25 protein-coding genes are annotated in these 25,471 nt (G+C 66.6%); 14 read left to right on the top strand and 11 right to left on the bottom strand.

All coding sequences use genetic code 11. From position 1 onward, the window contains the following. Positions 1 to 13: 13 nt before the first annotated feature. The 3 genes from BSF38_RS28705 to BSF38_RS28695 form a co-directional block, all read right to left on the bottom strand. Entirely contained in the window at positions 14 to 1,936 is a 1,923-nt protein-coding gene (locus tag BSF38_RS28705; protein ID WP_076350428.1) for a serine/threonine-protein kinase, read from the bottom strand. A gap of 180 nt (positions 1,937 to 2,116) precedes the next feature. Further along, entirely contained in the window at positions 2,117 to 3,724 is a 1,608-nt protein-coding gene (locus BSF38_RS28700; protein WP_099092050.1) for an FHA domain-containing protein, read from the bottom strand. A 220-nt stretch (positions 3,725 to 3,944) separates the two neighbouring features. Next, complete coding sequence (locus BSF38_RS28695) at positions 3,945 to 4,769, bottom strand: coiled-coil domain-containing protein (protein WP_076350426.1); 825 nt, start codon at positions 4,767 to 4,769, stop codon at positions 3,945 to 3,947. A gap of 593 nt (positions 4,770 to 5,362) precedes the next feature. Between BSF38_RS28695 and BSF38_RS28690 the strand changes: the two genes are divergently transcribed. Next, positions 5,363 to 5,938 carry a CAP domain-containing protein gene (locus BSF38_RS28690; protein WP_099092048.1) on the top strand — a complete coding sequence of 192 codons (576 nt, stop codon included), beginning with the start codon at positions 5,363 to 5,365 and terminating at the stop codon, positions 5,936 to 5,938. Between the two features lie 412 nt (positions 5,939 to 6,350). Here BSF38_RS28690 and BSF38_RS28680 read toward each other — a convergent pair whose 3' ends face one another. Continuing rightward, positions 6,351 to 6,770, bottom strand: coding sequence for a hypothetical protein (locus BSF38_RS28680; RefSeq protein WP_076350423.1), 420 nt, complete (start codon positions 6,768 to 6,770; stop codon positions 6,351 to 6,353). A gap of 74 nt (positions 6,771 to 6,844) precedes the next feature. Continuing rightward, positions 6,845 to 8,017 carry a DUF1559 domain-containing protein gene (locus tag BSF38_RS28675; protein WP_076350422.1) on the bottom strand — a complete coding sequence of 391 codons (1,173 nt, stop codon included), beginning with the start codon at positions 8,015 to 8,017 and terminating at the stop codon, positions 6,845 to 6,847. 430 nt (positions 8,018 to 8,447) lie between these two features. Here BSF38_RS28675 and BSF38_RS28665 point away from each other — a divergent pair, with 430 nt between their 5' ends. After that, positions 8,448 to 8,810: a hypothetical protein gene (locus BSF38_RS28665; protein WP_076350420.1), complete on the top strand. Its 363-nt coding sequence runs from the start codon at positions 8,448 to 8,450 to the stop codon at positions 8,808 to 8,810. A gap of 99 nt (positions 8,811 to 8,909) precedes the next feature. On the opposite strand, the gene BSF38_RS28660 is transcribed toward BSF38_RS28665, so the two are convergent. After that, a complete protein-coding gene (locus BSF38_RS28660) occupies positions 8,910 to 9,770 on the bottom strand; it encodes a sigma-70 family RNA polymerase sigma factor (protein ID WP_076350419.1) in 861 nt (286 codons plus the stop codon). 342 nt (positions 9,771 to 10,112) lie between these two features. Here BSF38_RS28660 and BSF38_RS28655 point away from each other — a divergent pair, with 342 nt between their 5' ends. From BSF38_RS28655 to BSF38_RS28635, 5 genes are all read left to right on the top strand, one after another. Further along, positions 10,113 to 10,508: a hypothetical protein gene (locus BSF38_RS28655; RefSeq protein ID WP_145952379.1), complete on the top strand. Its 396-nt coding sequence runs from the start codon at positions 10,113 to 10,115 to the stop codon at positions 10,506 to 10,508. A gap of 74 nt (positions 10,509 to 10,582) precedes the next feature. Next, entirely contained in the window at positions 10,583 to 10,750 is a 168-nt protein-coding gene (locus BSF38_RS31575) for a hypothetical protein (protein WP_168189485.1), read from the top strand. Between the two features lie 154 nt (positions 10,751 to 10,904). Next, positions 10,905 to 11,252: a P-II family nitrogen regulator gene (locus BSF38_RS28645; RefSeq protein ID WP_076351596.1), complete on the top strand. Its 348-nt coding sequence runs from the start codon at positions 10,905 to 10,907 to the stop codon at positions 11,250 to 11,252. Between the two features lie 130 nt (positions 11,253 to 11,382). Next, positions 11,383 to 12,099 (top strand): HAD family hydrolase, encoded by a 717-nt coding sequence (locus tag BSF38_RS28640; RefSeq protein WP_076350416.1) that lies wholly within the window; start codon positions 11,383 to 11,385, stop codon positions 12,097 to 12,099. 76 nt (positions 12,100 to 12,175) lie between these two features. Next, the gene (locus tag BSF38_RS28635) at positions 12,176 to 12,583 is read left to right on the top strand and encodes a DNA-binding transcriptional response regulator (RefSeq protein ID WP_076350415.1); all 408 of its coding nucleotides are present in this window, start codon (positions 12,176 to 12,178) and stop codon (positions 12,581 to 12,583) included. Between the two features lie 7 nt (positions 12,584 to 12,590). Here the strand turns inward: BSF38_RS28635 and BSF38_RS28630 are convergent, their stop codons facing one another. The 5 genes from BSF38_RS28630 to BSF38_RS28610 form a co-directional block, all read right to left on the bottom strand. Then, on the bottom strand, positions 12,591 to 14,327 hold the full coding sequence (locus tag BSF38_RS28630; RefSeq protein WP_076350414.1) for a GspE/PulE family protein: 1,737 nt from the start codon (positions 14,325 to 14,327) through the stop codon (positions 12,591 to 12,593). 36 nt (positions 14,328 to 14,363) lie between these two features. After that, positions 14,364 to 15,125 carry a hypothetical protein gene (locus tag BSF38_RS28625; protein WP_145952378.1) on the bottom strand — a complete coding sequence of 254 codons (762 nt, stop codon included), beginning with the start codon at positions 15,123 to 15,125 and terminating at the stop codon, positions 14,364 to 14,366. Positions 15,126 to 15,177: 52 nt separating this feature from the next. Further along, complete coding sequence (gene pilO, locus BSF38_RS28620; protein WP_076350412.1) at positions 15,178 to 15,762, bottom strand: type 4a pilus biogenesis protein PilO; 585 nt, start codon at positions 15,760 to 15,762, stop codon at positions 15,178 to 15,180. 72 nt (positions 15,763 to 15,834) lie between these two features. Then, positions 15,835 to 17,343: a hypothetical protein gene (locus BSF38_RS28615; RefSeq protein WP_076350411.1), complete on the bottom strand. Its 1,509-nt coding sequence runs from the start codon at positions 17,341 to 17,343 to the stop codon at positions 15,835 to 15,837. A gap of 222 nt (positions 17,344 to 17,565) precedes the next feature. Continuing rightward, positions 17,566 to 18,000 (bottom strand): type IV pilin protein, encoded by a 435-nt coding sequence (locus tag BSF38_RS28610; protein ID WP_076350410.1) that lies wholly within the window; start codon positions 17,998 to 18,000, stop codon positions 17,566 to 17,568. A 373-nt stretch (positions 18,001 to 18,373) separates the two neighbouring features. Here BSF38_RS28610 and BSF38_RS28605 point away from each other — a divergent pair, with 373 nt between their 5' ends. From BSF38_RS28605 to BSF38_RS28575, 7 genes are all read left to right on the top strand, one after another. After that, on the top strand, positions 18,374 to 19,468 hold the full coding sequence (locus BSF38_RS28605; protein WP_076350409.1) for a type II secretion system F family protein: 1,095 nt from the start codon (positions 18,374 to 18,376) through the stop codon (positions 19,466 to 19,468). A 15-nt stretch (positions 19,469 to 19,483) separates the two neighbouring features. Continuing rightward, positions 19,484 to 19,960: a type IV pilin protein gene (locus tag BSF38_RS28600; protein WP_076350408.1), complete on the top strand. Its 477-nt coding sequence runs from the start codon at positions 19,484 to 19,486 to the stop codon at positions 19,958 to 19,960. Between the two features lie 29 nt (positions 19,961 to 19,989). After that, positions 19,990 to 20,403 carry a hypothetical protein gene (locus BSF38_RS28595; RefSeq protein WP_076350407.1) on the top strand — a complete coding sequence of 138 codons (414 nt, stop codon included), beginning with the start codon at positions 19,990 to 19,992 and terminating at the stop codon, positions 20,401 to 20,403. 72 nt (positions 20,404 to 20,475) lie between these two features. Beyond that, positions 20,476 to 20,985: a hypothetical protein gene (locus BSF38_RS28590; RefSeq protein ID WP_076350406.1), complete on the top strand. Its 510-nt coding sequence runs from the start codon at positions 20,476 to 20,478 to the stop codon at positions 20,983 to 20,985. Next, positions 20,982 to 21,314: a hypothetical protein gene (locus BSF38_RS28585; RefSeq protein WP_076350405.1), complete on the top strand. Its 333-nt coding sequence runs from the start codon at positions 20,982 to 20,984 to the stop codon at positions 21,312 to 21,314. The genes BSF38_RS28590 and BSF38_RS28585 overlap by 4 nt, the downstream gene beginning before the upstream one ends. A 224-nt stretch (positions 21,315 to 21,538) precedes the next feature. Further along, positions 21,539 to 22,309, top strand: a complete 771-nt coding sequence (locus BSF38_RS28580) for a hypothetical protein (RefSeq protein WP_076350404.1) — start codon at positions 21,539 to 21,541, stop codon at positions 22,307 to 22,309. 391 nt (positions 22,310 to 22,700) lie between these two features. Next, positions 22,701 to 25,421 carry a LysM peptidoglycan-binding domain-containing protein gene (locus tag BSF38_RS28575; protein ID WP_145952376.1) on the top strand — a complete coding sequence of 907 codons (2,721 nt, stop codon included), beginning with the start codon at positions 22,701 to 22,703 and terminating at the stop codon, positions 25,419 to 25,421. The last annotated feature ends 50 nt before the right edge of the window (positions 25,422 to 25,471 follow it).

Below are 25,471 nucleotides of genomic sequence, written 5' to 3'. Positions count from 1 at the left end.
GGCCCGTGAGAGTTCAAGCCACCGTCGTCTTGCGCTTGGATTTGTCGAAGTTGCGAACGTAGAGGGCGTAGCGAGCGGCTGGCTCGCTCCAGGGGCTGACGATCTGGACGGTGGTCGCGATCAGGGCGGCCACGACGACGCCGACGGGCTGTTGGTAGGGCCAGAGGGGCGTCAGCAGGCCGGCGAGCATCGCCGTCCAGACGATGGGGACTATGCGGAACCGCTTCCTGCGGTCGCGGGCCGTCTGGTCGGACCAGCCGGCGAGGGCGCCGAAGAGCAAGCCGAGGTAGACCGGTTCGAGCGGCGCATCGACGACCGCGTGCCGGGGCGTCAGGCCGACGTGCAGGGCCTGGGCGAAGAAGACTCCGACGCCGCCGAGAGCCAGGCCGCCGACCAGGGCGACGAGCCTCCTCGACGTCTTGTCGATCGGCCGGTCTTCGAGGAACTTGTTGGTGATCAGGGCGATCCACGTCCCCCAAAGCCCCATCACGACGAGGTAAGCAAGCTGTTGGGGGTCGCGGTCGAGGTTGATGTTCAGCGCGCCGGCGGCCGGGACGGCGAACAGGCCGATCACCACGGCCGCCCAGAGCATCGAGGCGGTCAGCTCGGCCACCCGGGCGCGGGGGCTGGGCTTCGCCGGGGGCTCGGGGGGGGGAGCCTGGACCACCGGTCGCACCGGCTGCGGGGCGACGGGCGCCGCGTAGGCCGCGCGGTTCAGGACGGCCGGGCGGACGGCCCGCCGGGCGCGTCGAGCGCCGGGCTGGGCGCCGCCGAGGCCGCCGGGCCGCTGGTACTCGTTGGGGCTTCGCATCGCCTGCCAGTTGGCGCGGATGCGGTCCTGGATCGTCGGTTTCGACTGCGGGGGCCGGGTGTCGGGCCCGATGTAGAAGACCGGCTCCTCGGCCTCGATCCGGAACACGTCGTCGGCCGGGCGCGGGGGTTGGTTCGGCTCGTTGCCGTTCTCCGCTCCCTTGCGGCCGGCACCGATGAACCGGACGTCGGGGGCGACGGGGGCGTCCTCGGGGATCAGCATCTCGTGGATGCGGGCCTGGCGGTGGTTGGGGTCTTTCGACAGGGCCTTGGCCACGATGCCCCGGTAGGGCTCGGGGAGCATCGAGACGTCGGGCCGGGCGGTCAGGTGCTTCATCAGCACCTCGTTGACGGTCTCGCCGTCGAACGGCACGCGGCCGGTGAGCATCTCGAAGAGGATCACGCCCATGGCGTAGACGTCGATCGGCTTGTGGTACTTGCCCGAGCCGATCTCGGGGGCCATGTAATGGCAGGTGCCGATGCTCTCGGAGTGCTCGCTGCCGTGGCTCGCGGTGATCAGCTTGGCCAGGCCGTAGTCGCCGATCTTGACGACCCCTTCCTCCATGAACAGGTTGGCCGGCTTGAGGTCGCGGTGGACGACGCCGTGGTCGTGCAGATAGGCCACGCCCTCGACCAGCCCCTTCATCCAGTGCCGCACCTCGTTCAACGGCAGGCCGTTGGGGTGCTCGCGGAGGGCGTTCGAGAGGCTGGGGCCGGCGACGTACTCCATCACCACGAAGGCGTCGCCGGAGTCGTTGGTCTTGAGGTCGAAGATCGTCAGCAGGTTCGGGCACTTGAGGTTCATGCACTGGATGACCCCCCGGCGCTCGACGTCGAGGTTGCGGAGGATCAGCTTGAGCGCGACTTCCTTGCCGGAATCGGACGTGGCGTAGTAGACCTCGCCGAACCCTCCCCGGCCGATCGCCCGTTTGATCGTGTAGCCGTCGAGCGGACGGGCGCCCGACCCGTAGGTGTATCGGCCGTGCGTCTGGGGCGAGGGGTTGAAGTCGGGCATTGCGGAATTTCCCGTCGGCTGTTCGGACACGGAATCCGAGAAGTCGTGCGCTCGGTAGAGAGCCGTCTCGTCCAGGGGGGCGTCTGCTTGGTTCTTGGCCGTCGCGTTCATCGGTTGTCCTACTCCAACGTCAGAGAGTATGTCGCGTCGGCCCACGATTGTTTCCTTCCCGGCCCATCGTCAGTTCGCTCGGAGGGGGGGATTCTTGACCTTTTCCCCTCGAATTTTCACATCGGCATGGGGGTTATGTCAAAGCCGGCGACGGTTGCGCCGCGACCCGCCGTTTCCGATTCAGACGGAGGTGGCGGCCAGCGGTTCCAGGCTGAACGAGAAGCCGTCGCCCAGAACGCTCGAACTCAACGTCAGGGGCGCTCGCGACGCGCAGGTGCGGCCGTCGACCTCGAAGCTCCCCCGGGCGCGGCACCAGAGCGACGGCCCTTGGCGGTAGAGGACCACCGAGTCTTTCATGGCCGGCGCCGCGATGTGCGCCTGGCTCTCGGCGCCCACGATGCAGGTCTCGGCCATCAAAAGCACGCCGTCGACCGCGATCGGCAGGCGATGGCGGCTGACGATCGCCAGCCGGGCCGTGGCGCTGACGGGGCTGGGCTGGCGGAACTCCAGCTCGACCGTCGAGCCCAGGCGGATCACGTCGCCGTCGCGAAGGACGGTCGGCTCGGTCACGACCTTGCCGTTGACGAACGACGGATGGTGCGGCTCGATCAGGTAGCTTTCGTTGCTGCGGACGAGCGCGGCGTGGTTCCGCGAGAGGTCGCCCATCAGGGGGACGTCGGCGGGGCTGTCCGGGCCGGCCCTCCCCAGGATGATCCGGTCGTCGAGGCAGACGAGGAACCCCCCCACGGCGTCGGCCCAGAGCAGGAACCGGCCCTTCGGCCCGCCGACGTCGGCCCGCGCCACCGGCCGTTCGGCGGCCGGATGCAACGGAGCCGGGGGGACGGATCGGAACGCCGGAAAGATCCTCGGCTGGCGGCGGTCGGCATAGGGGGCGATGGGCGGAGGCTCGTCGCGCTGGTCGCCGGCGCCCGGCGTCCGGTCCGGCTCCGACTCCCTCGCCGGCTGGACGGGGCGATCGGCTCGCGGGGAACGATTCACCCACTTCGAGCCGCTCGACGGACCGATGGCGGCGATCTGCTGCCAGGCCCGGGCGCGGGCCTGCTTGGCTGCGGGATGTTCGGGGATCACGGCGACGACGGCCTCGGCCGCCGCCAGAATGCGCGGCCACTCGCCGCCGGCCAGGGCCGTGTAGAGGGCCTCGACCTTGGGGGCGGCGGTCTTCTGGCGGGTTTCGAGGTCGGGCCGGGCGGCGGCGATCGCGGTCTGCGCGGCGCTCACGCCGGCGCCGGCGGCCAGCCGTTCGGCCCGGTCGAGATGTTCGTGAGCCTGGCCGAATTCGCCGCGCCGCGCCTCGGCGGTCGCGGCCTGCCAGGCCTCGGCGATCTCGCGGCAGCGCCGGAGGGCGGGGCCGCTGATCTTGTGGCGGGCCAAGTCCTCGATCCGCTCGAGCGCCTGGGAGGGCTCGCCGGCGTCGAGGGAGGCGCGGATCTCATCGACCGCGCGGTCGGCCAGTCCCAGGCGGGCCGCCGCCAGCGAGTCGGGAGGCGCGCCCAGTCGTTCGGCCGTGTGCAGGTCGTCGATCGCGCCGGTCGTGTCGTCGGCCGCGCCCCGACGGGCCGCGCGGGCGATCAGTTCGAGCCCGAGCCGGCTGCGAAGCTGGACCGCCTGGTGATGGTCGGCCACTTCGGGCCGGCTGGCCAGGGCGTACGCTTCCTCGAACCGGCCGCCCCGCGCGGCTTCCTCGGCTTGTCGCAAGACGATCCGCCATTGCCCCATCATGGTTGATTCGCCGCCCGGATTGACCATGGGGATCTGTGTCTCCACCATCTTACGCCTGATTGCGAACGCCGCTCAACCTGTCGAGCACGGCGAGTTCCGTTCCTTCGCCTCTTTCGCGAGCGGGGGGCGTTGCGTCGGCCCCCTTTTGATTCGATTGTTCGTCCCCCAGTCGGCGGGGGAAAGGAGGAGAGGCCGGCCGCCACGACGTCGGGCGTTCGACCGGCCTCACCCCTTGCATTGCTCGGCCGGATCGACCGGTCGGGAAGGGTCAGAGGCTCTTGCCGCTGGTCTTCGTGGCGGTCGTCGGCGCGGTCGGCGTGAACTCGGCGTCGATCTCCTTGACGACGTCGCGGCTCGGGTCGAGCTGCACGGGGACGCCGGTCTCGGCGTAGCGGCCTTCCATCTCGGCGGTGCGGGCCATGACCTCAAGACGCTTCTCCAGGTCGGCGACGGCTTCCTTGGCGTGCGACAGGGCGCTGCCGTCGAGCTGGAACTCGTTGCTGGTCTGGGTGGCTTCGATCTGCCGCAGCCGGGCCTCGATCTCGTCGAGCTTGATCGTCAGCTTCTTCTTCTCGGCCATCGTGGTTTCAAGCTGCTTGCGGAAGGCGACGATCTCGTTGTGCTTGGCCTTGAGGGTCGACTCCTTGGCCTCGAGGATCTTCTTGACGTTGTTGTACGAGTCGTACCGGCGGGCCAGGTCGTTCTTGATCTCTTCCTCGGAGTACGCCACCGAGGTGTGGCCGGCGAGCTTGTACTCGCCCGTCTTGAGGCTTTCACGCAACGTGAGCATCGCCGTCTTTTCGACGCCCATGTTGGTCCGGATCGAGGCGATCTCCTTGTCGAGCCGCTCGACGTCGACCTCGGCCCGCGCCAGCTTCTCGATGTTGTCGCGGATCGCCGGTTCGAGGTTGGCGATCTCTTCCCGCGTGCGGTCGATGTCGAACGGCATCGGCACGGCGGACTTCACGTCGCGGCGGACCTTGTGAAAGGCCGTCTTCACGTAGCTGGGTGCGTGCGTGCCGAAAACCAGGAACAACGTCCCGGCTCCCAGGGCGGCCCCGACGATCCCCTTCTTGACCATTGAGCAGACCATGCTGATTCTCCTGATATCCCGGAACCCGTAGTCTTCGGCGTCTTCGTGAATTGTCGTTCGGCGTTTGCGACGTCCCGGCCGCCGCTTCGCTCCACAGAGGTAATTCGAGGGGCTTGTTTCTTTATTGGGATGGAGTTGCCGTAAGTCGCCGTGAATCTCGCCGAGCGCCGGCCCCTCGGGCGACGGACTCCAGCCGATCGCGAGTCCAGGATGGAAAACCGGGACGGAAGTTCCGGGATTTTTTTACTTGCTTTGTAATTTTTCAGTCGACGCCGACGCCGTGGTTCGGTTGGCGCGGCTGTGTGATCGGCAAAATCCGTTCAGGTGGAACCTGTTGGTGCTATTGGAGATAAGTCTCGGGTTTGGTACGCGGATTGCCATTACAGGGGGTGCCTTCGCTTGATTTCGCGGCCCCGAATGCGATCCGGCCGCGATTCGCTTGGTCCTTCCGCCTGATATCCCGACGCTCCGCTGGTCCGGCGCTGGTTTCGAAACGGTTCCCTCGGCTGCTTTTGAGCCTTGAGAAATCGATCCGACGCCCCTCGGATGCGACTTGATGAGCCTTCATCCATAGAAACGGCAGGGTATTCACCATGAGACTTGGCACTTCTTGCATCGTGATCGTCCTCGGCCTCTTCGCCACGTCCCCCGCGTCCGCCCAGGATCAGTCGGCAAGCCTGTTGACCCGATTCGCGGAGCGGTTCCGGCCGCATCGACACACGCACACTCATACGCACACCGCCGCCCCCCAGCCCCAAGCAACCGCCGAATCCGTTGCGCCCGTCGCCGTGGAACCGGAGCCGGAGCCGGCACCCGCGGCCGAAACCAACGCCGTCGCCTGCGAATGCCCGACGGGGGCCGATCCGTACGGCTTCATGGGCCTCCTCAACCGGGTTCGCGCCTCGGCCGGCCTGCATCCGGTGGCCTACGACCCGAACCTGTCGTCCTGGGCCAGCCAGAACAACGCCGAGCAGTGCCGGCGCGGCCTCGGACATCACGTCAACCCGGCCGCCGTCCAGAACTGCGCGTGGAACTACCCCGACGCGAACTCGACGGTCGAAGGCTGGATGAACTCGCCCGGCCATCGCCGCAACATGCTCGCGCCGGAGATCACCCACTTCGGTATTGCCTTCGGTCCCGGCCCCTACTGGACGCTCAACGCCCGGTAGTCGGATTCGCCGCGATCGAGGGCGTCGGACACTTCCATCGAGAGCGTCGGACACTTCCACAGGGTGCCGACCTGAATCGGAACACAAACCATCATGAGGCCGTGGGGACTCCCGGCCTCATGAAAATGCGGCATCGCGTCGGCCGGGTCCGAACACGAGCCCGAAGCGCCAGCGAGTGAATTTCCGTTCGGCAATTCGAATCGATTCACTCGCTGGCGCTTCGGGCTCGTATCTGAGCATGCCATCGCGGAGCGATTTTCAGAGCAGCTGCGCCAGTAAGTGCATTTCCAGTTGGTCGTTCGAAACCATGCACTCGCTGGCGCTTCGGGCTTGTACTCGGGCGGCTCTGCTGCTCTGGAAATTCCCAGCGGCGTCCAACGTCTCATTTTCTTGAGGCCGAGGCTCCGGCCGCTCAGCGCACATCCAGAGGGATGTTCCTGGACTTGCCGCCGATCTCGACGGTCAAGACGCCGTCCAGGCCCCCCGAGGGAAAGATCGGCGGGCCGCTGGGGGTGACCAGGGCTTCGCCGTCGGCCTTGAGCTCGACCTTCTTCTTGCCGATGGTGATCGTCCCGGCGGCGGGTGCGGGTGAGAGGGGCGTGGTCATGTCCTTGAGGAAATAGAACGACGCTTCCTTGTCGACCGACGCCTTCGCCCCGCCGGCTTCCTTCTTGACGACCTCGACGAACCCCTCGCCGTCGGGGAGATGGATGAGGCTTCCGCCGTGAGGAGGAGGCTGTCCCGGGTTCGACGTCGACAGCGGGCCGCCGCCGCATCCGGAGAGGGGGGCGATCGACAAGACGGCGATCAGGCCGACGAGGAATCGAGTCACGAACGAAGCTCCTTGACCACTGAGGCGACGTGAAGCGAAGCCGGGGCCCGGGGCGGCCCCGGCGCGGAGTGCGCTCAATACTGGTCGGCGCTGACGACCTCGCCGCCGGAGCGGGTGGCGAGCTTCTGATAGACGCCGAGCTGGGCGGGCGTGCCGTCGCTGCCGATGTGGGTCAAATAGGTGCCGGCCTTGCCGGTCGGGCTCGTCTTGGCGGCGGTGACGAACGTGGTGTTGTCGGGCATCGAATCGCCGTAGCTGGTGGCGTTCCCGTTGTTGAACGTCCACGAGCTGATCGTGCTCTTGATAAAGTGGACCGAGCCGTCACAATACGCGAAGTTCGCCCCTCCCGGATGCATGCTGCTGGCGGTCGTCGGATAGTAGTACGACTTGTTGGTGATGGCCGTGTTGTTGCCGAAGCCGATGTTGATCGGGTAGAGCGCGGCGAACATCGTGTCGTACCACCGAGCCGAGTTCCACGCGCCGTCGGAGATGGCGTAGGCCGGGTCGATGGCCATCAACTGGCCCTTGCTGTGTTCGCCGAAGAGGAACGTGTTGCTCGTCCCGTCGGTGATCGCCGCGATCCGGACGCTGCTGTCGTTGTAGATCACCCCGTTGAAGGCCGAAAGCGTCGCCGACGGCATCAGGTTGGTGAAGCCGAAGTTGAAGGTGCCGGCGTTGCCTCCGTAGCTGGTGAAGGCCTGATTCCAGGTGCCCGGGGGCAGGGGGTAGACCGCGTCGGCCCCTTTGTCGATGTAGTTGAAACTCCAGCCGGGAGTGACGTTGGAGGACGCGCGGGTGGGGGGCAGGGGGATGGTCTCGTTCATCGTGTCGCTCGGGCAGATCAGCGAGCTGACGCGCACGCCGGCGACCGTCAGGTTGCACACGTCCGACGAGCAGAGGCTCAGATTCAAGGCGCCGTACATGGGCGCCTGCTCGAAATACGGCAGCATCCGGACGAAGCAACTGAAGTTCTCGGGGTAGGTGCTCCAGCGCGGGGGGCTCACCGGATCGGAGCCGGAGTAGGAGCCGCCCGGGAAGCACCCGTTCGACGACTCGTAATTGTTGGCCGCAAGCGCGATCTGCTTCAGGTTGTTGGTGCATTGGGCGCGGCGGGCGGCCTCGCGGGCCGCTTGCACCGCCGGCAACAGCAGGGCGATCAGGACGGCGATGATCGCGATGACCACCAGCAGCTCGATGAGCGTGAAGCCGCGACGGCGGCTGGGACAACGACGCGAAAGGGCGTTCATCGTGGGAGGTTCTCCACAATCGGTTTCGGTGTGCGACTCGGCTTCATGAGCGGCGGCCCGAGATTGGACGGCATCGAACCCCGACCGCGCAAGGCGAGGAGCATGATCGAGCGAATTCAGATATCAGGAGACGCCGGTCGAATGTCTTGATGCGACGCATCGAACCGACGGGACTCAGGGTACGAACTCGCCCGTAAGGTTTGACCAAAGCGAGGTGAAGAATCGGTGAGAGGCGTTCGAGGCGCGGCGGGCGTCGAACGAATTGCCGCGGTCGAGGTGGGTGTGTGGGCGCGCGGGCCTGGCTTCAAGGGCTCGCCCGCCGAAATCCAACGGCGTCCACAATATCAATCGGGTTCTTGCGAATAGCCGACTGTTTTGCTTCGAGGCGGCGCGATCGTTCGCCGCCTCGACTCGATTGGAGCCGATCCGCATGGGATATCTGTTCGACGGCGAGGTCGGCTTCGGGGCGGCGGCCGTCAAGGGGCGGGCTCGCGTTCTTCCCCGATTCCTGGCGGTGATCCTGTTCGGGCTGGCGGCCTTCGTGGGGATCCCGACGGGAGTTGCGTCGATCGTCGCCCTGCTGACGGGCGATCTACGAACACTCGCTCTGATGGCTTCGGTCAGCCCGATCGTGTTGATATGCGGCTGGCTCGGAGAGCGGCTCTGGTCCGGCAAGTCCGTTCCACGTTGGCTCGTCGTCTCGGTTTTGCTGATCGGCGGGCTGGCGGGCTTCGCTTTCCTCCTACTCGTCGCCGCCGCTATCTTGGTGCTTCCGGTGATCATCTCGCTGTAGGGGCGCCCCTTGTGGACGCCCCCACCTGTGCAACCCAAATGCAATCCGCGACGAGACGGCCTGAGGCGCGAACCGCGGCGTTTCCGATTCGACGCTCGCTCAGTAGACAGATGCGCCGGGCAGGTCTTCGAGGTCGTGCATCAGCTTCTGGAGGGCGAGGCTTTCGAGCTGGCGGACGCGTTCGCGGGTGAGGCCGAGGTTCTCGCCGACTTCGCGAAGGGTCATCGGGTCGTAGGGCTCGAGGCCGAACCGCATGCGGATCACGGCGGCTTCGCGGTCGTCGAGGGCGTCGAGCCGGCCGAAGATCCGCTCCAGGTCGTCGGCCTCGATCAACAGGTCTTCGGGGGCCTTGCTCCGGTCGTCGGTCAGGACGTCGTCGAGCACCATCTTCTCGTCGTCCGGCCCGTCGCTGTGGTGGGTCAGGTTGTTCACCCGGATCGCCTTGGTGACGATACCCACCTTCTTCTTCGAGAGCTTCAGCGCCTTGCCGATCTCGTCGGCGGTGGGGACCCGCCCCAGGCGGTCGGTCAGGACGGTGGAGGCTCGCTTCCACTTCGCGAGCAGGCTCACCATGTAGGCGGGCAAGCGGATCGGCTTGCCGCTGTTCATCACGGCGCGGCGGATCGACTGCTTGATCCAGTAGCTCGCATAGGTGCTGAACCGCGTTTCCATCATGCCGTCGAAGCCTTCCACGGCGCGCATCAGGCCGAGGTTGCCTTCCTCGATCAGGTCTTCGAGGTTCAAGCCCTTGCCGAGATAGCCTCTCGCGATGTTCACGACCAGGCGGAGGTTGGCCTTGACCATGTGCTCGCGTGCATAGGGGTCGCCGGCCGCGACCCGCTCGGCGAGTTCGCGCTCTTCCTCGGCCGACAGCAGCGGCGTGTCGTTGATGTCTTGAAGATAAATCTGAAGCGGTGAAGAGGTGCTGCTCTCGCGACGGTCGGTGTGTCGAGAAACCATGTCAAGTAGCTCCAGGAGCTGAGCGTCATGCTGTAGGAAAGGCTCGAAGACGGGTCGCGCTTCGGCGGCGCGGGGAGCGTTCAGGCTGAGCGGGCCGGGGGTTGGCCCGGTTGGGATCACGCCTGTCGAAGAGAACCGTAGAACGTTTCGCCGGCTTGTCAATTAAATTGCATGCAGCGAATCAAAGGGGCGGGGGCCGGGGCCGGCGACGGAATTCGGCTCATTGCGCGGAGCAAGCGTTGCCGATGATCGATAGCGTGACGAGGGCGCGGCTGGTGCCCGTTGCAATGAACGTCGAGCCTCGCGTTGGACGAAGGCTTGGATAAACGGAAGGGATTCGTCATGTTCAGGCTTCGATACGCGGCAGCCGTCGTTATGGCGGCCGGAATGACCGGCTGTGTGACGTTCTGCGACGAGTGCGATGACTTTCCGGTCCCCGGCGGTTACGCCGCGATGCCCGGCACTTACACCGGCCCGCCCGTCACGAACGGCGGCGAATCCCGGACCAACAACACACCCGACCAGACGGCGGCCCCTTACTCGACGCCGGCGCAGCCCAAGCCGCCCACCCCTGAAGAGGCCCCGCCGGCGCCGAATGCCATGAACCTCGGACCGAATCCGTTCACGCCGCCGCCGGTCGCCGCCGAACGTCCGGCCGTCGCCGTCGCCGCCGCTCCGGTCGCTGGGCCGGCCGTCGCCGCCGCGCCGGTCGCCGACGAACTGCCCCCCTTGCCGTGATCGCTCTCGATCACTCTCACCGTCAGCCGTTTTCGTTTTCGGTCGACGCTCTTTCTGACGCGAGGAATTCGATCATGGCAAGGAATGCCATCCTGTGGCTGTCGTGCCTCTTTTTACTCGGCGCAACCGGCTGCACCTGGACCGAGACCTACAACGAATACCCTCCCTCGGCCCGCGCCGACGACGAGGGTGGTCAACACCACCATCATCATCAGCAGGACCAGGCGCCCCCGGCGGAATGACGATCAGGACGGCCGGGGCGTCGGGCCTCGTCCGTCGCGTGGTTTCCGCGCGGGCGCGGCCGACTTCGATTGCGGCGGCTCGGGGAAATCGGGATGATGGGATGGAATGGGCCTGCCGGCGTCCTCGGTCGGGGCCCGCTTCGAGACCGAATCCATGAAGCTCATCATCGCCATCATCCAGCCCACCAAGCTCGAAGCCGTCAAGGAGGCGCTGTCGAAGGTCGAGGTCTTCCGCCTCACCGTGATGGACGTGCAGGGCTTCGGCAGGCAGAAGGGCTATACGGAGGTTTATCGGGGCCATGAGGTCACGGTGAACCTGCTCCGCAAGATCGAGCTTCAGATCGCCGTCAACGAGGACTTCGTCGAGCCGACCGTCAGCGCCATCCTCGAAGCGGGGCGGAGCGGGCCGGACGGCAAGATCGGCGACGGCAAGATCTTCATTCTTCCGCTCGACGACTGCATCCGGATTCGCACCGGCGAACGCGGGCCGGAGGCCATCTGAGCCCCCCGCCCGGCCTGAAACTCGCTCGCGGCTCGTCGTTCGAGCCCGAAGGTGCCCGTATCGAGCCGAGTCGAGTCGAAGACATCCCAATTGAGCTTACGCATCTTCTCGCCACGGGTGACGCATCATCATGATTTCCGCTGTGATTTTCGACTTCAACGGCGTGCTCGTCGACGATGAGTCGGTGCATTTCGACCTGTTCCGCGAGGTGCTGGAGCAGGAGGGCGTGACTCTCACCGATCGCGACTATCACGAGCGCTATCTCGGCTACGACGACGCCGGCTGCTTCGAGCACGTGCTGCACGACGCCGGCCGGACGACCGACCCGGCCTACATCGCCGGCCTGATCGCTCGGAAGGGGGCGCGGTACGCCGAGGTCGCCGAGCAGGGCTTGCGGTTCTTCCCGCACGCGGCCGAGACCCTCAAAGCCATGGCCGACGCGTTTCCCGTGGCCATCTGCTCCGGCGCGCTGCGATCGGAGATCGTCTACGTTCTGAATCGCCTGGGCGTGCGCGACCGGGTCTCGGCGATCATCGCCGCCGAGGACGCCCACAAGTGCAAGCCCGACCCCGCCGGCTACCTCCAGAGCCTGGACGCCCTTCGCGAGCACCTGGCCGCGAGCGGGCCGAAGGGCCCGGTTCTCGAAGCTCGCAACTGTCTGGTCCTCGAAGACAGTCTGGCGGGGATCGTCTCGGCCAAGGGGGCGGGCATGTGGGCCGTGGGCATCACCCAGACCTACCAGGCGCACCAGCTTCGCCAGTCGGGGGCCGACGCCGTCATCGACGGCCTGGCGACCCTCACCCCCGCCTGGATCAAGGAAACGTTCCCCGACGACCACCTCGGTTGACGTCGACCTGGACTGAAACGATCGCGTGCGACACCTTCCCGGCGCCCTCGAACCTTCACCGAAGTTGCGATCCATCATGGAACTGACGTCCTCCGCAAGCCCGTCGCCGGCCGCCGCCGAAACGCCCGTCGCGGGCGTGCTCCTGAGCCGCGACCTTCTGTTCACGGTCAAGATCACCGGCACGGCGCGCGAGCTGGGCTTCCGGGTCGTGGCCGTCGGCGACGTCGAGCGGGCCTCGGCCTTGATCACGGAGCATCGGCCCAAGGCCGTGTTCGTCGACCTGGCGGCGGGGCCGCTGGCCGCCCCCGAGAGCCTGGTCGCGCTCCAGCGGACGGCCGGTCCGGAGACGCCGTTCATCGCCTTCGGGTCGCACGTCGACCCCCAGGCGCTGGCCGCCGCGAAGGCCGCCGGCTGCCGCGAGGTCATGCCCCGCAGCAAGTTCTCGGCCGAGCTTCCCGACATCGTCCGCCGATTGCTGGGATGACTCGGGCTTATGCTTCCTCGGCCATGGTGACGGAGAGCGCGGCTTCCAGGCTGGTGAGACCCTGGCGGACCTTGTCGAGCGCGGTGTCGTAGAGCATCTTCATGCCTTCCTCGCGGGCGGCCTTCCGCAATTGATCGAGGGGGGTGCGATTCTGGATCAATTGCATCAGCCTGGGGGTGATCCGGATCACCTCGAAGACGCCGACGCGTCCCTTGTAGCCGAGCCGTCGGCAGTGGATGCAGCCCTTGGGGCGGTAAAGGACCTCGCCCTGGATCAGGTTGTGGCGCTCGGCCAGCTCGGCGCCGACCTCGAACGGCTCCTTGCACTTGGGGCAGAGCAGGCGCACCAGCCGCTGGGCTTCGAGGACCCGGAGCGTGCACGAGAGCAGGAAGGGCTCGATCCCCATGTCCTGGAGCCGGGTCACGGCCGAGAGGGCGTCGTTGGTGTGGATGGTCGAGAGCACGAAGTGGCCGGTGAGCGCGGCCCGCAGGCAGATCTCGGCGGTCTCTTGGTCGCGGACCTCGCCGACCATGATGATGTCTGGGTCCTGGCGGAGGAACGCGCGGAGGGCCGATGAAAATGTGAGGCCGACCTGCGATTTGACCTGGACCTGGTTCATCCCCTTGAACTTGTATTCGACCGGGTCCTCGACGGTGCAGATGTTGTGCTTCGGCTCGTTGAGCATGTTGAGGCAGGCGTAAAGGGTCGTCGACTTGCCGCTCCCGGTGGGGCCGGTGACCATCGCCAGGCCGTGGGGCGCGCGGATCGCCTCGATCAAGTCGGTCGCCTGCCGCTCGTCGAGGCCGAGGTCCGTCAGGTTCAGCGGGATCGCCTCCTTGTCGAGGATTCGCATGACCATCTTCTCGCCGTGAACGGTCGGGACCGTGTTGACGCGAAGGTCGACCCGCTTGTCGACGTTCTTGACCGCGATGGCGCCGTCCTGGGGGATGCGCTTCTCGGCGATGTCCATCTTCGCCAGCACCTTGAGGCGGGAGAGGATCATCACGAAGACGGCCTTCGACGGCGACGGCAGCTCGTGCAGCACGCCGTCGATCCGCAGCCGGAACTTGCAGCCGTCCTCGAACGGTTCCAGGTGGATGTCGCTGGCGCGGTTGCGGAGCGCCTGTTCGAGGATCTGGTTGACCATGCGGACGATCCGGCCGTTCTCGTCGTTGGCCGGCGGCGTGTCGAGCAGGAGGATGTTCTCGTCGACCTCCGCCTCGGCGTGGGACGCGTCGTGGAACCCCTCGGTCTCGCGGCTGATCTCCTGGCTGTGCTGATTGTTGCGATAGAGCGCGTCGAGCAGGGACTCGACCTGCGAGAGCGGCGCGATCTGCGGCTTGATCCGCAGGCCGGTCATGATCTGAAGCTCGTGGACCACGCCCATCATCTCGGGAGAGACGAAGGCGACGTCGAGGACGTCGTCGCGGATCGCCGTGGGGCAGATCAGCTTGCTGGTGCAGAGGTTCTCGGGGAGGAGGCCGGCGAGTCTCTTGACGGCCTCGGAGCGGTCGTCCACCGGCGGCGCCAGGGGGATGAGCAGATCGTCGGCGTAGATCCGCGCGACCTCGGCGTCGGAGACGCGGCCGGCCCTGATCAGGACGGCCTCGGGGAGCGAGCCAGGGCTGGCCTTCACAAGTAACTCCTCAAGCTCTTCGATCTGCTTGGAGTCGAACCGCCCGCGACGGGCCAGAAGCTCCAGGATCAGGGGCTGCGAATGGGTCAGCTCGAACGGAGCGCTCATGGGTCGACCTTGCTGCGGGCGAGGGTGCCGATTGGATCAGGGCCGGGCGACGACCCGACCGGGGGCGGCTTGCGGAAGGCCGAGGGCGTTGGTCAGCGACGAGCCGACCGCGCCGAACTGCGCGCCCAGGATCGCTCGGATCAAGGCGAGCTGAGGGTCCGAGACGTCGACTGGACTCGCGCTGACCGCCGGGCCTCGCCGGGGCGACCCGCCGCGCCGGCCGCCGGCCGCCTTCGCGTTCGTCAGCCGGTCGGAGTACGTGAGCGCGTAGCTCCCGCGGTCGCTCGTGAGCACGACCTCGTCGGGCTTGACCGTATGGACGACCAGGGCCGACGCCCCTCCCTGGCCGGTTCCGGCGACGGCTTGCCCTTGCTTGTAGAGCTTGCCGTTGATGACGGCGAGACGGGTCTTATTCTGGATGAACGTGGCGTTCAGGACCGCCTGATCGACGAACTCGGCGTGACGATCCCCGCGCGCGGTCTTCGGACCGTCCGGCCCGTTCGGGGACTCGGCAGACTTCGCTTCCAGGTTGAACGGATCGCGGAGTCGGCGTACCGCAAGGGCGTCGGTTTCGGCGTCGAGGCCGGCGGCCTCGCCCGCGCCGATGGCGTCGAGGCCGGCGGCCTCGCCCGCGCCGATGGCGTCGAGGCCCAGCCTGGCGAGGACGGACGCGAGGGTTTCGACCTTGGGCACCCGCGGCCTTGAGGCCAGGGTCTCGTCGATCGCCTGGGCGCAGTAGATCAGCACGCCGAGGATCACGAGCGTCGGGGCGAACCGGAGCAGGCGCATGGGGTTCATCGCATGTTTCCCCTGGAAGTTGAAGCGTCGCGGGGCCGTTCGTGGACGACCCCTAGGCGCGAGGGCCGGCCCCGGCCGCCGGCTTGGCGGTCTTCGGCTTTTCCTTCTCCACGAGGCTGAGCAGTTCGATCTCGACGTGGAGCACGTTGGAACCGTCTTTGGGGAGGATCTTGAGCGATTCGACGCGGAGCAGGCGCCGATCGTTCTCGACCCAGGCCAGGAACTGGTAGAGGTCGATGAAGGTCGTTTCGAGGGAGATTCGCAGGCCGATGCCGTTGAACGGGCCGAGCTCCAGGGTCTTGGAGGGCTTGAGGTCGAGGATCTTGACCGGCGACTGCCGGCAGTGGGCCATCACGTAATGGATCAGCTCGTTCGGGTCGGAGTGCTCGGGGATGCGTTTCTTGAATGGGTCGAGCGTCTCGCGGAGGATTTCGATCCGAGCGGCGGTGGCCGCGCGGGTTCGCTCCCTGGCGGCCAGGTGCAGGGTCGTCGCGACCTGATCGTGGATCGGGCCGTAAAAGCTCAGGTGCCAGGCGGCGAGGATGCCGGCGGCGAGGACGAATCGCAGCCTGAGCGGGTCGCGAACCTGCGCCAGCACCAGGTGTTCGAGCGTCGAGGCCGATCGTTTCGTTGCCACGGAGGTGATCCACGTCTTTCAATGTTTTGCGTTTGGCGTGAGTCGCGTGGACTCGGCCGTCGATGCGTCGGGTCACGAGCCTTTGGCGGCCCCGGCGCGGGCCTTGGGCAGGAAGTCCACGCGGTACGTGATCTTCTTCACCTTGCCGGCCGTCCCGGTCTGGAGGCCGGAGACGTTGATGTTGGGGAAATGTTGCAGGACGAGCGGCTCCTCGCGAAGCGTGGAGAGGAACTTGTCGATGTGCGGCGGGATGCTGCCGTCGTCGGGCAATGGGGTGTTGAACTGGACGACCAGTTGCTTCTTCTCCTTGCTCTTGGTCGCCACGCCGTGGATTTCGACGTCGGCGTCGCCGGCGAGCATGCTGATCGTGGTGCCGTCCGGGGTGTCGGCGGCGATGGTCCGTAGCTGGCTCGTCCAGGCGATCCTCGACTTGGAGAATCCGCTCGCGAAGGTGATCTGCTCTTCGAGCCCCTTCATCTCGGCGTCGAGCTTCGCCTGCTGGTCGTCGCCCATCCACAGGAACGCCGCGCTCTGGGTCTTGGCGTGGCGGAAGCTCGTCTGGACGTCGGCGGCGGCGGCGTAGAGGAACAGCGAGACGCCCGCGATCAAGACCCCTTGGAGGCACGCCTCGGTCCATGGGAAGATCTCGCGGATCGGCACGGCCGGCCGGAAGCGTCGGGCCAGGTCGAGTTCGACGTCCTCGAGCAGCGGGTCGGCCATCGCGATCCCGCGCGCGATGGAAACCAGGTCGTAGTCAGGGCCGGGCGAGCGGATCACCTCGGCGCCGGCCTGCTTCTGGAACGCCTCGCGCTGAGCCGAGAGGGCGAGGTCGGGCCGGCCGTGAAGGTGGACCGCGCCGATGGCGACCTTGACCCCGTGCCGCCTCCACAACAGCCACAAGGTCGAATACGCGGATCGGACGGCCTCCTCCTCGCCTCCCGCCGGCAGGTCGAACACCTGCCAGAACAACGGGTAGGAGCCGAAGCTCATCAGGGCCAGGGCGCGCCTGGGGCCGAGGAAGAACCGCATGCAAAGCGTCACGCTCCGCGAGGTCCGGCGTTGCTGGAGGGCGAGCCGGAGCAGGGCCGTCGGCGCGGGTTCGGCCGCGGCGATCTGGGCCCCCGCCTGCCCGAACGCGTCGATCATGCCGGTCACGACCTCGCGACGGCACGCCGAGATGATCGACAGCGACCGCCTGGCGACGTCGATCTTCTTGAGATCGAAGACATGGTCCTCGGCCCGGAGGTTGGTGGCCTGGACGGCTTCGAGGAACAAGCTCTGGGCGCTCAAGTTGCGGTTCGCGACCGACATCGGCACGCTCGCCTGGAAGACCTGGTTTTCGGGAATGCCGACCTGAACCCAGATCTTGCGGCGCCTTGGTTTGCCGTCCTCCCCGTCGACCCAGGGGGCGAGCATCCGCTTGAGGACGACGTCGAGGGCCTCCCCCTGGCATTCCCGGACGTCCTGGGCGATCTCGCGCCGTCGCCTGGGCGTCGAGGCGACGACGCTCATTGCGATCCGGCGGTCGTCGATGACGACGCCGATCGCGGGGCGGATGCGCGTCAGGTTCCAAGGTTTCATGCTCAGACGCGTCCCTCGGGTTCGAGTCGATTCGAGAAAAATACGAAGCGGGCGGTCGGATCCCATTCCGGCCGCCCGCCTTCCACCCACCCGGATCGCAAAGTCGACGTCGATCGGAATAGCAGGTCTGGTCGTGTCGCATCAACAATTCAGGATGAGGTGATCTGGGCCGTCCCCGGGCGCCAGGCCGTCGGTCGTGCCCCCTCACGCAACGGGACCTGACTACTGCGTGATCGGGCTGATGCTGCTGTCGATGGTGCTTGTCGAATCAAAGCCCTGGTCGGTGAAGACCACCGTGTACGACGAGTAGCCCGCGGAGGCTCCGATGCGCGTCAGGGTCAGCTTCCAGGAGTTCTCGAGCGAGCTGGTCGTCCCGGCGCCGATGGCTCCGACGCTGAAATACTTGGGGGGCGCCGACTGGGTGTCGAGGTCGGAGACGCTGCTGGCGTAGGTGCCCTGCTGCGACTGGAACCGCTCCTGCGCCGAGCGGACGGCCGCCAGGTAGGCGAACGCCTCGGCGCCCTTCGACTTCTCGACGGACTTGAGGAATCGGGGCACGCCGAACGCCGCAAGGACGCCGATGATCACGATCACGACGGCCAGTTCGACCAGCGTGAACCCTCTGGAATTCTTGACGCGACTGAACGAACGCTGCATTTTGAGATCTCCTTGGGTGATGTTCGTTTCGGCCTCCGAAGTCGAAGCCGTCGACGGTGACAGGTCGCCAGGCTTGATGAGCAGGCCCGTTTCGATCCGGGCTTCCCCTGCCTCTCTTGCTCTCTTGGAAGTTCGATGCTCCGGTCACGCCTTGCCGGAGATGAGAGAACACTAGGTTAGAAACGGGGGTCGTCAAATCGGCGCTTCGAACTCGTTGATCGCCGATGCGGCCGGATCGCGACTCGCGCCGCTTTCTCGCCTCGCGGCCGGTCGGGCGTGACCTAGAATTCTCCTGGATCGATGAGGAGTCCTCGCTTGCGCGTGGTCTTGCGTCGAGCCGAGTTCCGTCGCCGATCATCAAGGAGGCGCTTCCGTGGAGTTCCAGGAATGGGTCATCTCGCACGCCAGAATCTCGAAGAAGCAGCATCGCAGGGCGAGCCTGGAGGACACGCTGATGTTCTTCCACCAGCTCGCCACGCTGGTGAACTCGGGGACGCCGCTCTTGCAGGGGCTTCGGATCGCGTCGGCCCAGTGTGAGAGCGTCAAGCTTCAGGGGTGTCTCGACCAGATCGTCGCCAAGGTGTCGGCCGGCAGCACGTTCAACGCGGCGGCGGCGGCGTTTCCGGACGTCTTCGACTTCGCGTGGATCGAGGCCATCCGCACCGGCGAAGTCACCGGCAAGATGGCCCAGGTGCTGGTCGAGCTTAACAAGCAGATTCGCGACGCCCGCGAGACCCGTCGCAAGGTGAAGGCCTCGCTGATGTACCCGTGCGTGCTGGTCGTGGTGGCCGTGGTCGCCGTCACGGTCATGCTCTGGATGGTCGTGCCGACCTTCGCCAAGATGTTCGACGACATGGGCGCCGAGCTTCCCGAGATCACGCAGTTCGTCGTCGACGCCTCGGGGTGGATCGTGGCCTACGGTCACTATGCGGTCGCGGCGATCGTGGCCGCGGTCTGGGCGTTCAGGCGGTTCCTCAAGACCGAGACGGGACGCATCTACGTGGGCGGGGCCTTGATGGTGATCCCCACGGTGGGCGAGCTGATGGTCGAGATGGCGATGTACCAGTTCGCCTCCAATTTAGCCCTGCTTTTGAAGAGCGGGGTGCCGATGCTCGAGACCATGAGAACCATCCAGGGGATCTTTCACACCAGCCCGTACTACCGAGGCGCCCTCAAACAGACGTGCGCCCGGGTGGCGTCGGGCAAGCCGCTGCACGTCGCGCTCCAGGAGACCGGGCTGTTCTTGCCGATGCTGACGAACATGGTGCAGGTCGGCGAGGAGTCGGGCCAGCTCGGCGTGGTGATGGAACAGATCGCCCCGTTCTACAAGGAGCGGATGGAGGGCATGATTCTCAAGGTCACCAAGATGCTCGAACCGCTGATCATCATGGGCATGGGCGCCTCGATCGCCGGGCTGATGCTGGCCATCTACATGCCGATGTTCGATATGGCGGGCAAGGTCAAGTAAGCGGAACGCCATGGGATGTTCGACGAAGATCGGAAGGAGCGCACGGCGATGACGGCGGGAAGGAGACGGAGTCCGACGACCGACGGTCGAAGCGGCTACACGCTCATCGAGGCAATGGTCGTCCTGGTGGTCATGGCGATCGTCATGTCGATGGGAGTACCGCGGTTTTCTCGGTCCCTCGAACAGACTCGGGCCGACGTCGCGGCGGCCAACCTCCGCGCCATCTGGACGGCGGAGCGGCTCTACTGGCTCGAAAATCGGCGGTACGCCGACTTGAGCACGCTCATGAGCCGAAATCTGGTCGACGCCTCGGTGTGTGCAAGTACGTTCTATGCTTATTCAGCGACGCCGAGCGGCGATGGGTTCGTCGCCGTGGCCGAACGCGGCAACAGCGGAACGTGGGGGGGCCGCCTGGAGATTGATCAGGGCGGCACGTTGAACAACCTGCTTACGAACTCCGGCGGCGACGTCGTCCCCTCCGTGGCCCCCTGAGCGACCCGCAGACAAGGAGCCCGACGATCTTGGCCCTCTCGATCCGCCCTTCGCGCCGAGCCTCGACCTTGCTCGAAGTCCAGATCGCCTTCGCCGTTCTGGGCGTCGGACTGGCCGGCCTCTGCCCGTTCGTGGTGATGCAATACCGACAGGTCCGTCTGCTCGAACAGCGGTTCGAGGCGGACTCGTATGAATTCAAGAACCTGGGCCGACCCGTCGAGACCCGCACGCTCGGCCGGGTCTATTACCTGGTCCCCTGGAGGAACCCCTGGGCCAGGAAGCTCACCGCTCGCGCCTGCGCGTCGTCGACCAGCGACAACCCGCTCGACGCGGGTGAAGCCGCCGCCGTGCCGTCGTCCGTCCACGTCAAGTTGAAGAACGTCGCGCCCCTGCTGACCGACGGCGTCGCGACCGAGGTCGAGGCGATCGTTGAAGTGGACTAAGACGCGTCAGGAACCCCAATGACGACCAGAACGCCAGGCGATCGTGGGACGGCCCGACGACGAGGCTTCAGCATGGCCGAGCTGATCATCGCCACGTTCTTGACGTCGCTGCTCGGCCTCTTGATCGGTACGGCGGTGGCGACCTTCGTACGCCCGGTCGTCGAGATCGACGGCCGCACCCGGCTGGCCGTCGAGGCGCGGCTCGCCGCGGAAAGCCTGGCCCAGGACCTCAGCGGTTATCTGGCCGACGGCGGCGGCGAACCGGGCGACCTGAACCAGTACAAGCTCCGGTGGCCGCCCGATCCGACCTACGGCCTCAGCCTCTCCTACACGGCCGCCGACGCCGGCCCGGTCATCGTCTCCTACTCGGTCCAGGATCAGCGGCTGCACCGGCGGAAGACCGTCGCGGGCGTCGACGAGGACGTCTGCGTCGCCCGGCACGTGAGCGGTTTTTCGGCCGCGATGGAACCTGACGAGTCCGTGATCCTGCTCCTGACGCTGACCTATCCGGACGCGGGCGTCGGCTCCTCCACCTATTTCTCGTGCTCGTACAAGCTGATCGGAGTCAAGCCGCCGTCATGATCTCGAAACTGCTTCGTCGCGACCGTCGCGGTTCTTCGTTGACGGTCGTCCTGTTGTTCTTGACCGTGCTGTTCAGCATGTGGGCGGCCGTTCACCGCGGCACCGCCAGCCTGATCCTCGCCCAGACCGCGATCGTGAAACACGACGATCGCGACGCCAGCCTGATGAACGCCCTAGCTCAGCGGTTGTGGGATCTCGAAAACGATCCATCGAACAAGGGGGACAAATCGTATTCGGCGGGAGGAAAATCGTACGTCGTGACGATGCGGCCCGTGCCGGCCGACTCCACCGGTAAGCAGTGGACCCTTCACGTGAGCCCGGCGGATTAGCCCGGTTTGCAGTTGAGTCGCACGCAGGCTGGAGCCGAATTCCCTTCTCCCTTCGGCCGCCCGATCCGCGCGTCATCCGGTCGACCGGCATAATCATTCATGGCGTCAAGGCCGGTCGGCCGACTTCTCAAGATGGACCCGTCCACTCGGCGACGGGATCGGAGGAGCGCCCGGACGACTTCCCGTACGGGAGGCGCGGCCGGGGAGCAGGAGGCGAACAGGAAATGCGGCGGATCATCGCCCTCGTCATGGTCGGGATCTCGGGGTTTTCGATCGCCGGCTGCGCCTTGCCGGGCTGGTATCGCGCGGTCGGCCATTTCCCGGGCATCGCCCAGAGCGACTACGCGTTCTATGACTTCTGCGGCACCTCCTCGCAGGTCTTCCAGTTCTCGGTTCCCCAGGTCCAGAGCGCGGCGGTCGAAGCCCTGGCCGACCTTGGTTTTAAGGAGATCGGGCCGGGCAAGCCGGGACACGGCGACGACGAGGGCGCCGTCGTGATCGAGGCGACCGCCCAGGATGGCCGGCCGGCGAAGATCACCTTCACGCCCCAGAACGCCATGACCAACATGCGGATCACGATCGGACCGGTCCACGCCGGCGACGAGATGCTCTCTCACGACGTCTTCCGCCGAGTCGCCATCAACTTCGGGACCCTGCAGCGCTCGTATATGCCGATCGAGCCCACCCTGACGCGACGGTTCAACCCACCCACGGTCATGCCCGAGCGAGTCGGGTCGACAGTCGGCGAGGCCCTCGAAGGCGAAGCGCTCCGTCCCGAAGGACGCGGGCCGGACGTCGAGTTCTCGAGCCCAGTCACTGGAACCGGATCGGGCGTCATCCCCCCGATCTTCGATCCTTACCGACCCACCACGCCCTACGGCGGCGGTGCCTATCCCTTCACACCGACGCGCGATTTCCCCAACCCGCCCAATATGCCCTACGCCCCATGGCCCTACGAACCGGCGGGTTCGAGCGACGAGTCGGTTCCGCAGTAAAGCATGGGCTGGGCGGGAGCTGGGGGTCGAAAGAAATTCACCGGTGAACCGTCCCCACGTCCAGGACCGTTCCGCTTTGGAATGCGCGACAAAAGGGAGGGCTTCGGCCCTCCTTCTTTTGTTTCCTGACGTCTTCCTTCGCGCGAGTTCGGGCTGTGCGGCGGCGCGACGGTTGTAATCGGCAAAGTTTTGGCAATCGTTCTTGTGGGCGCAATCCTTAAGTTTGGCTTGATCGCTGCCGAACTCTTAGAGGAGGCGATCAGACGAGTCGAGCGGAATTCGATCGCTCCTCTCTTCCGACGCGAAAGAATTCGACATCGAAGCCGCCCGCGGTCCGTGATGGGTGCCCGCGGGGGCGAATCAGGCATGAATCGACGAGGATGCTTTCCACTTGAACCGGACGCGAATCACAGGGATGAGCGAGTTCTTGCTGGGCCTGGGGCTGCTCCTTGCGCCCGGCGGCGGTCTTTCCGCTCGCGCTCAGTCCCCGGTCGATTCCCCGGCCATGACGCCCGCGCCTTCGGATGCGCCGCCGTTCGCGGCCGGTTCGCCGTTCGCGGCCTCGGCGGAAGGGAAGCCTCCGGCACCGCCCACTCCGAGCATCGGGCGCTCCTCGCAAAACGAGGCCGGCGGCCCCACGGCGGCGCCGCTTCCGTCTGCCTCGTCGACGCGCGGCCAGACACGCCCGGCGACGCGGGACGACGCTCCCCAGATCGATTTCGATCAAGCGGACGGGCTGATCACCCTGCACACCGACGAGCTTGACGTCCGCCGGTTGCTGGAAGTGATCAGCCGCCGCAGCGGCCTGAACCTGGCGATCTCGCCCAAGGTCCAGGGGACGATCACCGCCAACTTTGAGAAGGTTTCGATCCAGGAGTTGCTCCGGGCGGTTCTCAAGCTGGCGAACCTCGTCGAGAAGGTCGACGGCGAGATCCACTTCATCTACTCGCGCGAGGAAGTCGGCAAGGAGGCGCTCTCGGCCAAGAAGGAGCGCACCGTCATCAAGGTCTACCGACTCAATTACATCCGCGCCGATGAGATGATGGTGATGATCGCTCCGTTCTTGAGCGACGACGTCGGCAAGAAGCGGTTCGCCACGACGGCCAACTACCAGTACGGCATCAGCGAGTCGTCGACCCTCACCACGGGCGGAATGGGCTCGACGTCGTCGGGAGGAGGAGGGGGTGGAATGGCCGGGGCCGGCGGCGGCTCCGTCGCCGCCTCGGGCGGGACCATCCAGCGCGGCACTCAGCCCGTCACGGGCGGCCTGTCGTATTCCGACAACGACACGCTGGTCATTCAAGACTACGAGACGAATATCAAGGTGATCGATCAGATCATCCAGCGGCTCGACGTCCAGCCGGTCCAGGTCCTCATCGAGGCGGTCATCATCAGCGTCGAACTGACCAAGGACACGCAGCTCGGCGTCAACTTCGCGGTCGTCGACCACCTCGGCCAGCAGCTCGGGACTATCGGATCGGGGGCGGCGATCAACAGCAACGTCGGCTTCACGCCGTCCCAGGTCTTGACGGCCGCGGGCAAGATCGCGGCGTCCACCGCCGACCCGACCGGCTTCGCCTCAGGGGCCAACGGCATCAAGTACGGCTTTGTCGCCAACAACGTCACCGGGTTCATCAACGCGCTCGAAACGCTGGGCAGCACCAAGATTCTGGCCAGCCCCCGCATCTTGGTCCTGAACAAGCAGCGTGCCGAGATCCAGCTCGGCGAGCGGCTGGGCTTCCGCACGCTCTCGCAGAACTTCACCAGCACCATTCAGCAGGTCCAGTTTCTCAACACCGGCACCCTGCTGCGGATTCGCCCGTTCGTGTCGAGCGATGGCATGGTTCGAATGGAGATCCACCCCGAGCGCAGCCAGGGGGCCGTGACCGACGACCTGCCCAACGTCACCACCGCCCAGTTGACCACCAACGTCATGGTCGCCAACGGATCGACCCTGGTCATCGGCGGTCTGATGGAAGAGGAAGACGTCTACAACCAGACGGGCCTTCCGGGACTGTCGCGGCTGCCCGCTCTGGGCCACCTGTTCGGCCTCAAGGACAAGCTCGGCAGGCGTCGCGAACTGGTCGTCCTGCTGACGCCCCACATCTGGACCGCCGGCCCCGCGCCTCTTCACGGCGCCGACCTGGCCCGCGCCGGTCGCGCCGGAAACCCGGACGGCGTCAAGCAGGCTGCGGCCGATGTCAGGCCGACCGCGCCCGCGACGGCCCCCCCGCTTGCCGACCTCGCGCTCGCGCCGGGGCCCGAGCCTATTCCCATTCCCGTCCCCGCTCCCTTGCGCGTCGAACAACCTCCCTCGGCGTCGCTCACGCCCACGACCATTGACCGGGCCGCATCGCCGCCGGGCGAACCCGTGCTGCTCGACGTCGGTTCGCGGATCGACGCGATGAGAGCGGGGCGGCTGGTTCCCAGCGCGCCGATTCTGGCGTCGCCGCCGATCACGAGTCGCGACGCGCCGAAGCCCAAGGCCGATCCCGCCGTCGCGTTGGCCGGCTACAAGGCGGAGGCGCCGGCCGCTCCGAAGAAGGTCGCCGGCCGCCGCCACGCCGTGCGCGTTGGCGAGACGTTCGAGACCATCGCCAAGTCTTACTACGGCTCGCCTCGGTTTTCGAGGGCGCTGTGGTGGGCCAACCGGGGGGCGATCGCCTGGCCGGGCGCCCTGGCCGTGGGCAAGCAGATCGTGATCCCTCCGGTGGACGATCTCGATCGGAAAATGCTCGGTCCGCAACAGGCCGCGATCGAGCCGTCGGCTCTGCCGACCCTCGAACCGATCGCGGCGCAGCCGCCTGGTGTACGTCACGCTCCCCCGAGCCGGCCGGCGCCCAGCCCGGCTCCGCGAGTCGACCCCGAGGTTCAGCCCGCCCGCGCGCCGAAGCCGAGGGACGAGGTCGACCCCGCCACCAGCTCGGCGATCCACGTCGTTCGCCCCAACGAGACGCTCCGCGGCATCGCCCGCGCCTGGTTCGGCGACGACTCCCGCGCCGGCGAGATCGCCGAACTGAACCGCGACCTGCTGCAAGCCGAGGGCCGTCCCCGAGTCGGCCAGCGCCTGATCCTCCCCACCGGCGCGAGTTCGGCCCGACCCGCGCCGTGAACGTCGCGTGATCTCTCGGCTTCTCTCGCGGTCTTGCGTTAGGGTTGCAC

It is taken from the genome of Paludisphaera borealis (genome assembly GCF_001956985.1).
Classification (GTDB): Bacteria; Planctomycetota; Planctomycetia; order Isosphaerales; family Isosphaeraceae; genus Paludisphaera; species Paludisphaera borealis.
The sequence above is the reverse complement of the archived record's forward strand: the minus strand, read 5'-3'. Positions and strand labels throughout refer to the sequence as shown.

Excerpts from the sequence above, each read along its gene's own strand:
- BSF38_RS28705 (WP_076350428.1), bottom strand. The coding sequence starts at position 1,936 with ATGAACGCGACGGCCAAGAACCAAGCAGACGCCCCCCTGGACGAGACG.
- BSF38_RS28700 (WP_099092050.1), bottom strand. The coding sequence starts at position 3,724 with ATGGTGGAGACACAGATCCCCATGGTCAATCCGGGCGGCGAATCAACC.
- BSF38_RS28695 (WP_076350426.1), bottom strand. The coding sequence starts at position 4,769 with ATGGTCTGCTCAATGGTCAAGAAGGGGATCGTCGGGGCCGCCCTGGGA.
- BSF38_RS28690 (WP_099092048.1), top strand. The coding sequence starts at position 5,363 with ATGAGACTTGGCACTTCTTGCATCGTGATCGTCCTCGGCCTCTTCGCC.
- BSF38_RS28675 (WP_076350422.1), bottom strand. The coding sequence starts at position 8,017 with ATGAACGCCCTTTCGCGTCGTTGTCCCAGCCGCCGTCGCGGCTTCACG.
- BSF38_RS28665 (WP_076350420.1), top strand. The coding sequence starts at position 8,448 with ATGGGATATCTGTTCGACGGCGAGGTCGGCTTCGGGGCGGCGGCCGTC.
- BSF38_RS28660 (WP_076350419.1), bottom strand. The coding sequence starts at position 9,770 with ATGGTTTCTCGACACACCGACCGTCGCGAGAGCAGCACCTCTTCACCG.
- BSF38_RS28655 (WP_145952379.1), top strand. The coding sequence starts at position 10,113 with ATGTTCAGGCTTCGATACGCGGCAGCCGTCGTTATGGCGGCCGGAATG.
- BSF38_RS31575 (WP_168189485.1), top strand. The coding sequence starts at position 10,583 with ATGGCAAGGAATGCCATCCTGTGGCTGTCGTGCCTCTTTTTACTCGGC.
- BSF38_RS28645 (WP_076351596.1), top strand. The coding sequence starts at position 10,905 with ATGAAGCTCATCATCGCCATCATCCAGCCCACCAAGCTCGAAGCCGTC.
- BSF38_RS28640 (WP_076350416.1), top strand. The coding sequence starts at position 11,383 with ATGATTTCCGCTGTGATTTTCGACTTCAACGGCGTGCTCGTCGACGAT.
- BSF38_RS28635 (WP_076350415.1), top strand. The coding sequence starts at position 12,176 with ATGGAACTGACGTCCTCCGCAAGCCCGTCGCCGGCCGCCGCCGAAACG.
- BSF38_RS28630 (WP_076350414.1), bottom strand. The coding sequence starts at position 14,327 with ATGAGCGCTCCGTTCGAGCTGACCCATTCGCAGCCCCTGATCCTGGAG.
- BSF38_RS28625 (WP_145952378.1), bottom strand. The coding sequence starts at position 15,125 with ATGAACCCCATGCGCCTGCTCCGGTTCGCCCCGACGCTCGTGATCCTC.
- BSF38_RS28615 (WP_076350411.1), bottom strand. The coding sequence starts at position 17,343 with ATGAAACCTTGGAACCTGACGCGCATCCGCCCCGCGATCGGCGTCGTC.
- BSF38_RS28610 (WP_076350410.1), bottom strand. The coding sequence starts at position 18,000 with ATGCAGCGTTCGTTCAGTCGCGTCAAGAATTCCAGAGGGTTCACGCTG.
- BSF38_RS28600 (WP_076350408.1), top strand. The coding sequence starts at position 19,484 with ATGTTCGACGAAGATCGGAAGGAGCGCACGGCGATGACGGCGGGAAGG.
- BSF38_RS28590 (WP_076350406.1), top strand. The coding sequence starts at position 20,476 with ATGGCCGAGCTGATCATCGCCACGTTCTTGACGTCGCTGCTCGGCCTC.
- BSF38_RS28585 (WP_076350405.1), top strand. The coding sequence starts at position 20,982 with ATGATCTCGAAACTGCTTCGTCGCGACCGTCGCGGTTCTTCGTTGACG.
- BSF38_RS28580 (WP_076350404.1), top strand. The coding sequence starts at position 21,539 with ATGCGGCGGATCATCGCCCTCGTCATGGTCGGGATCTCGGGGTTTTCG.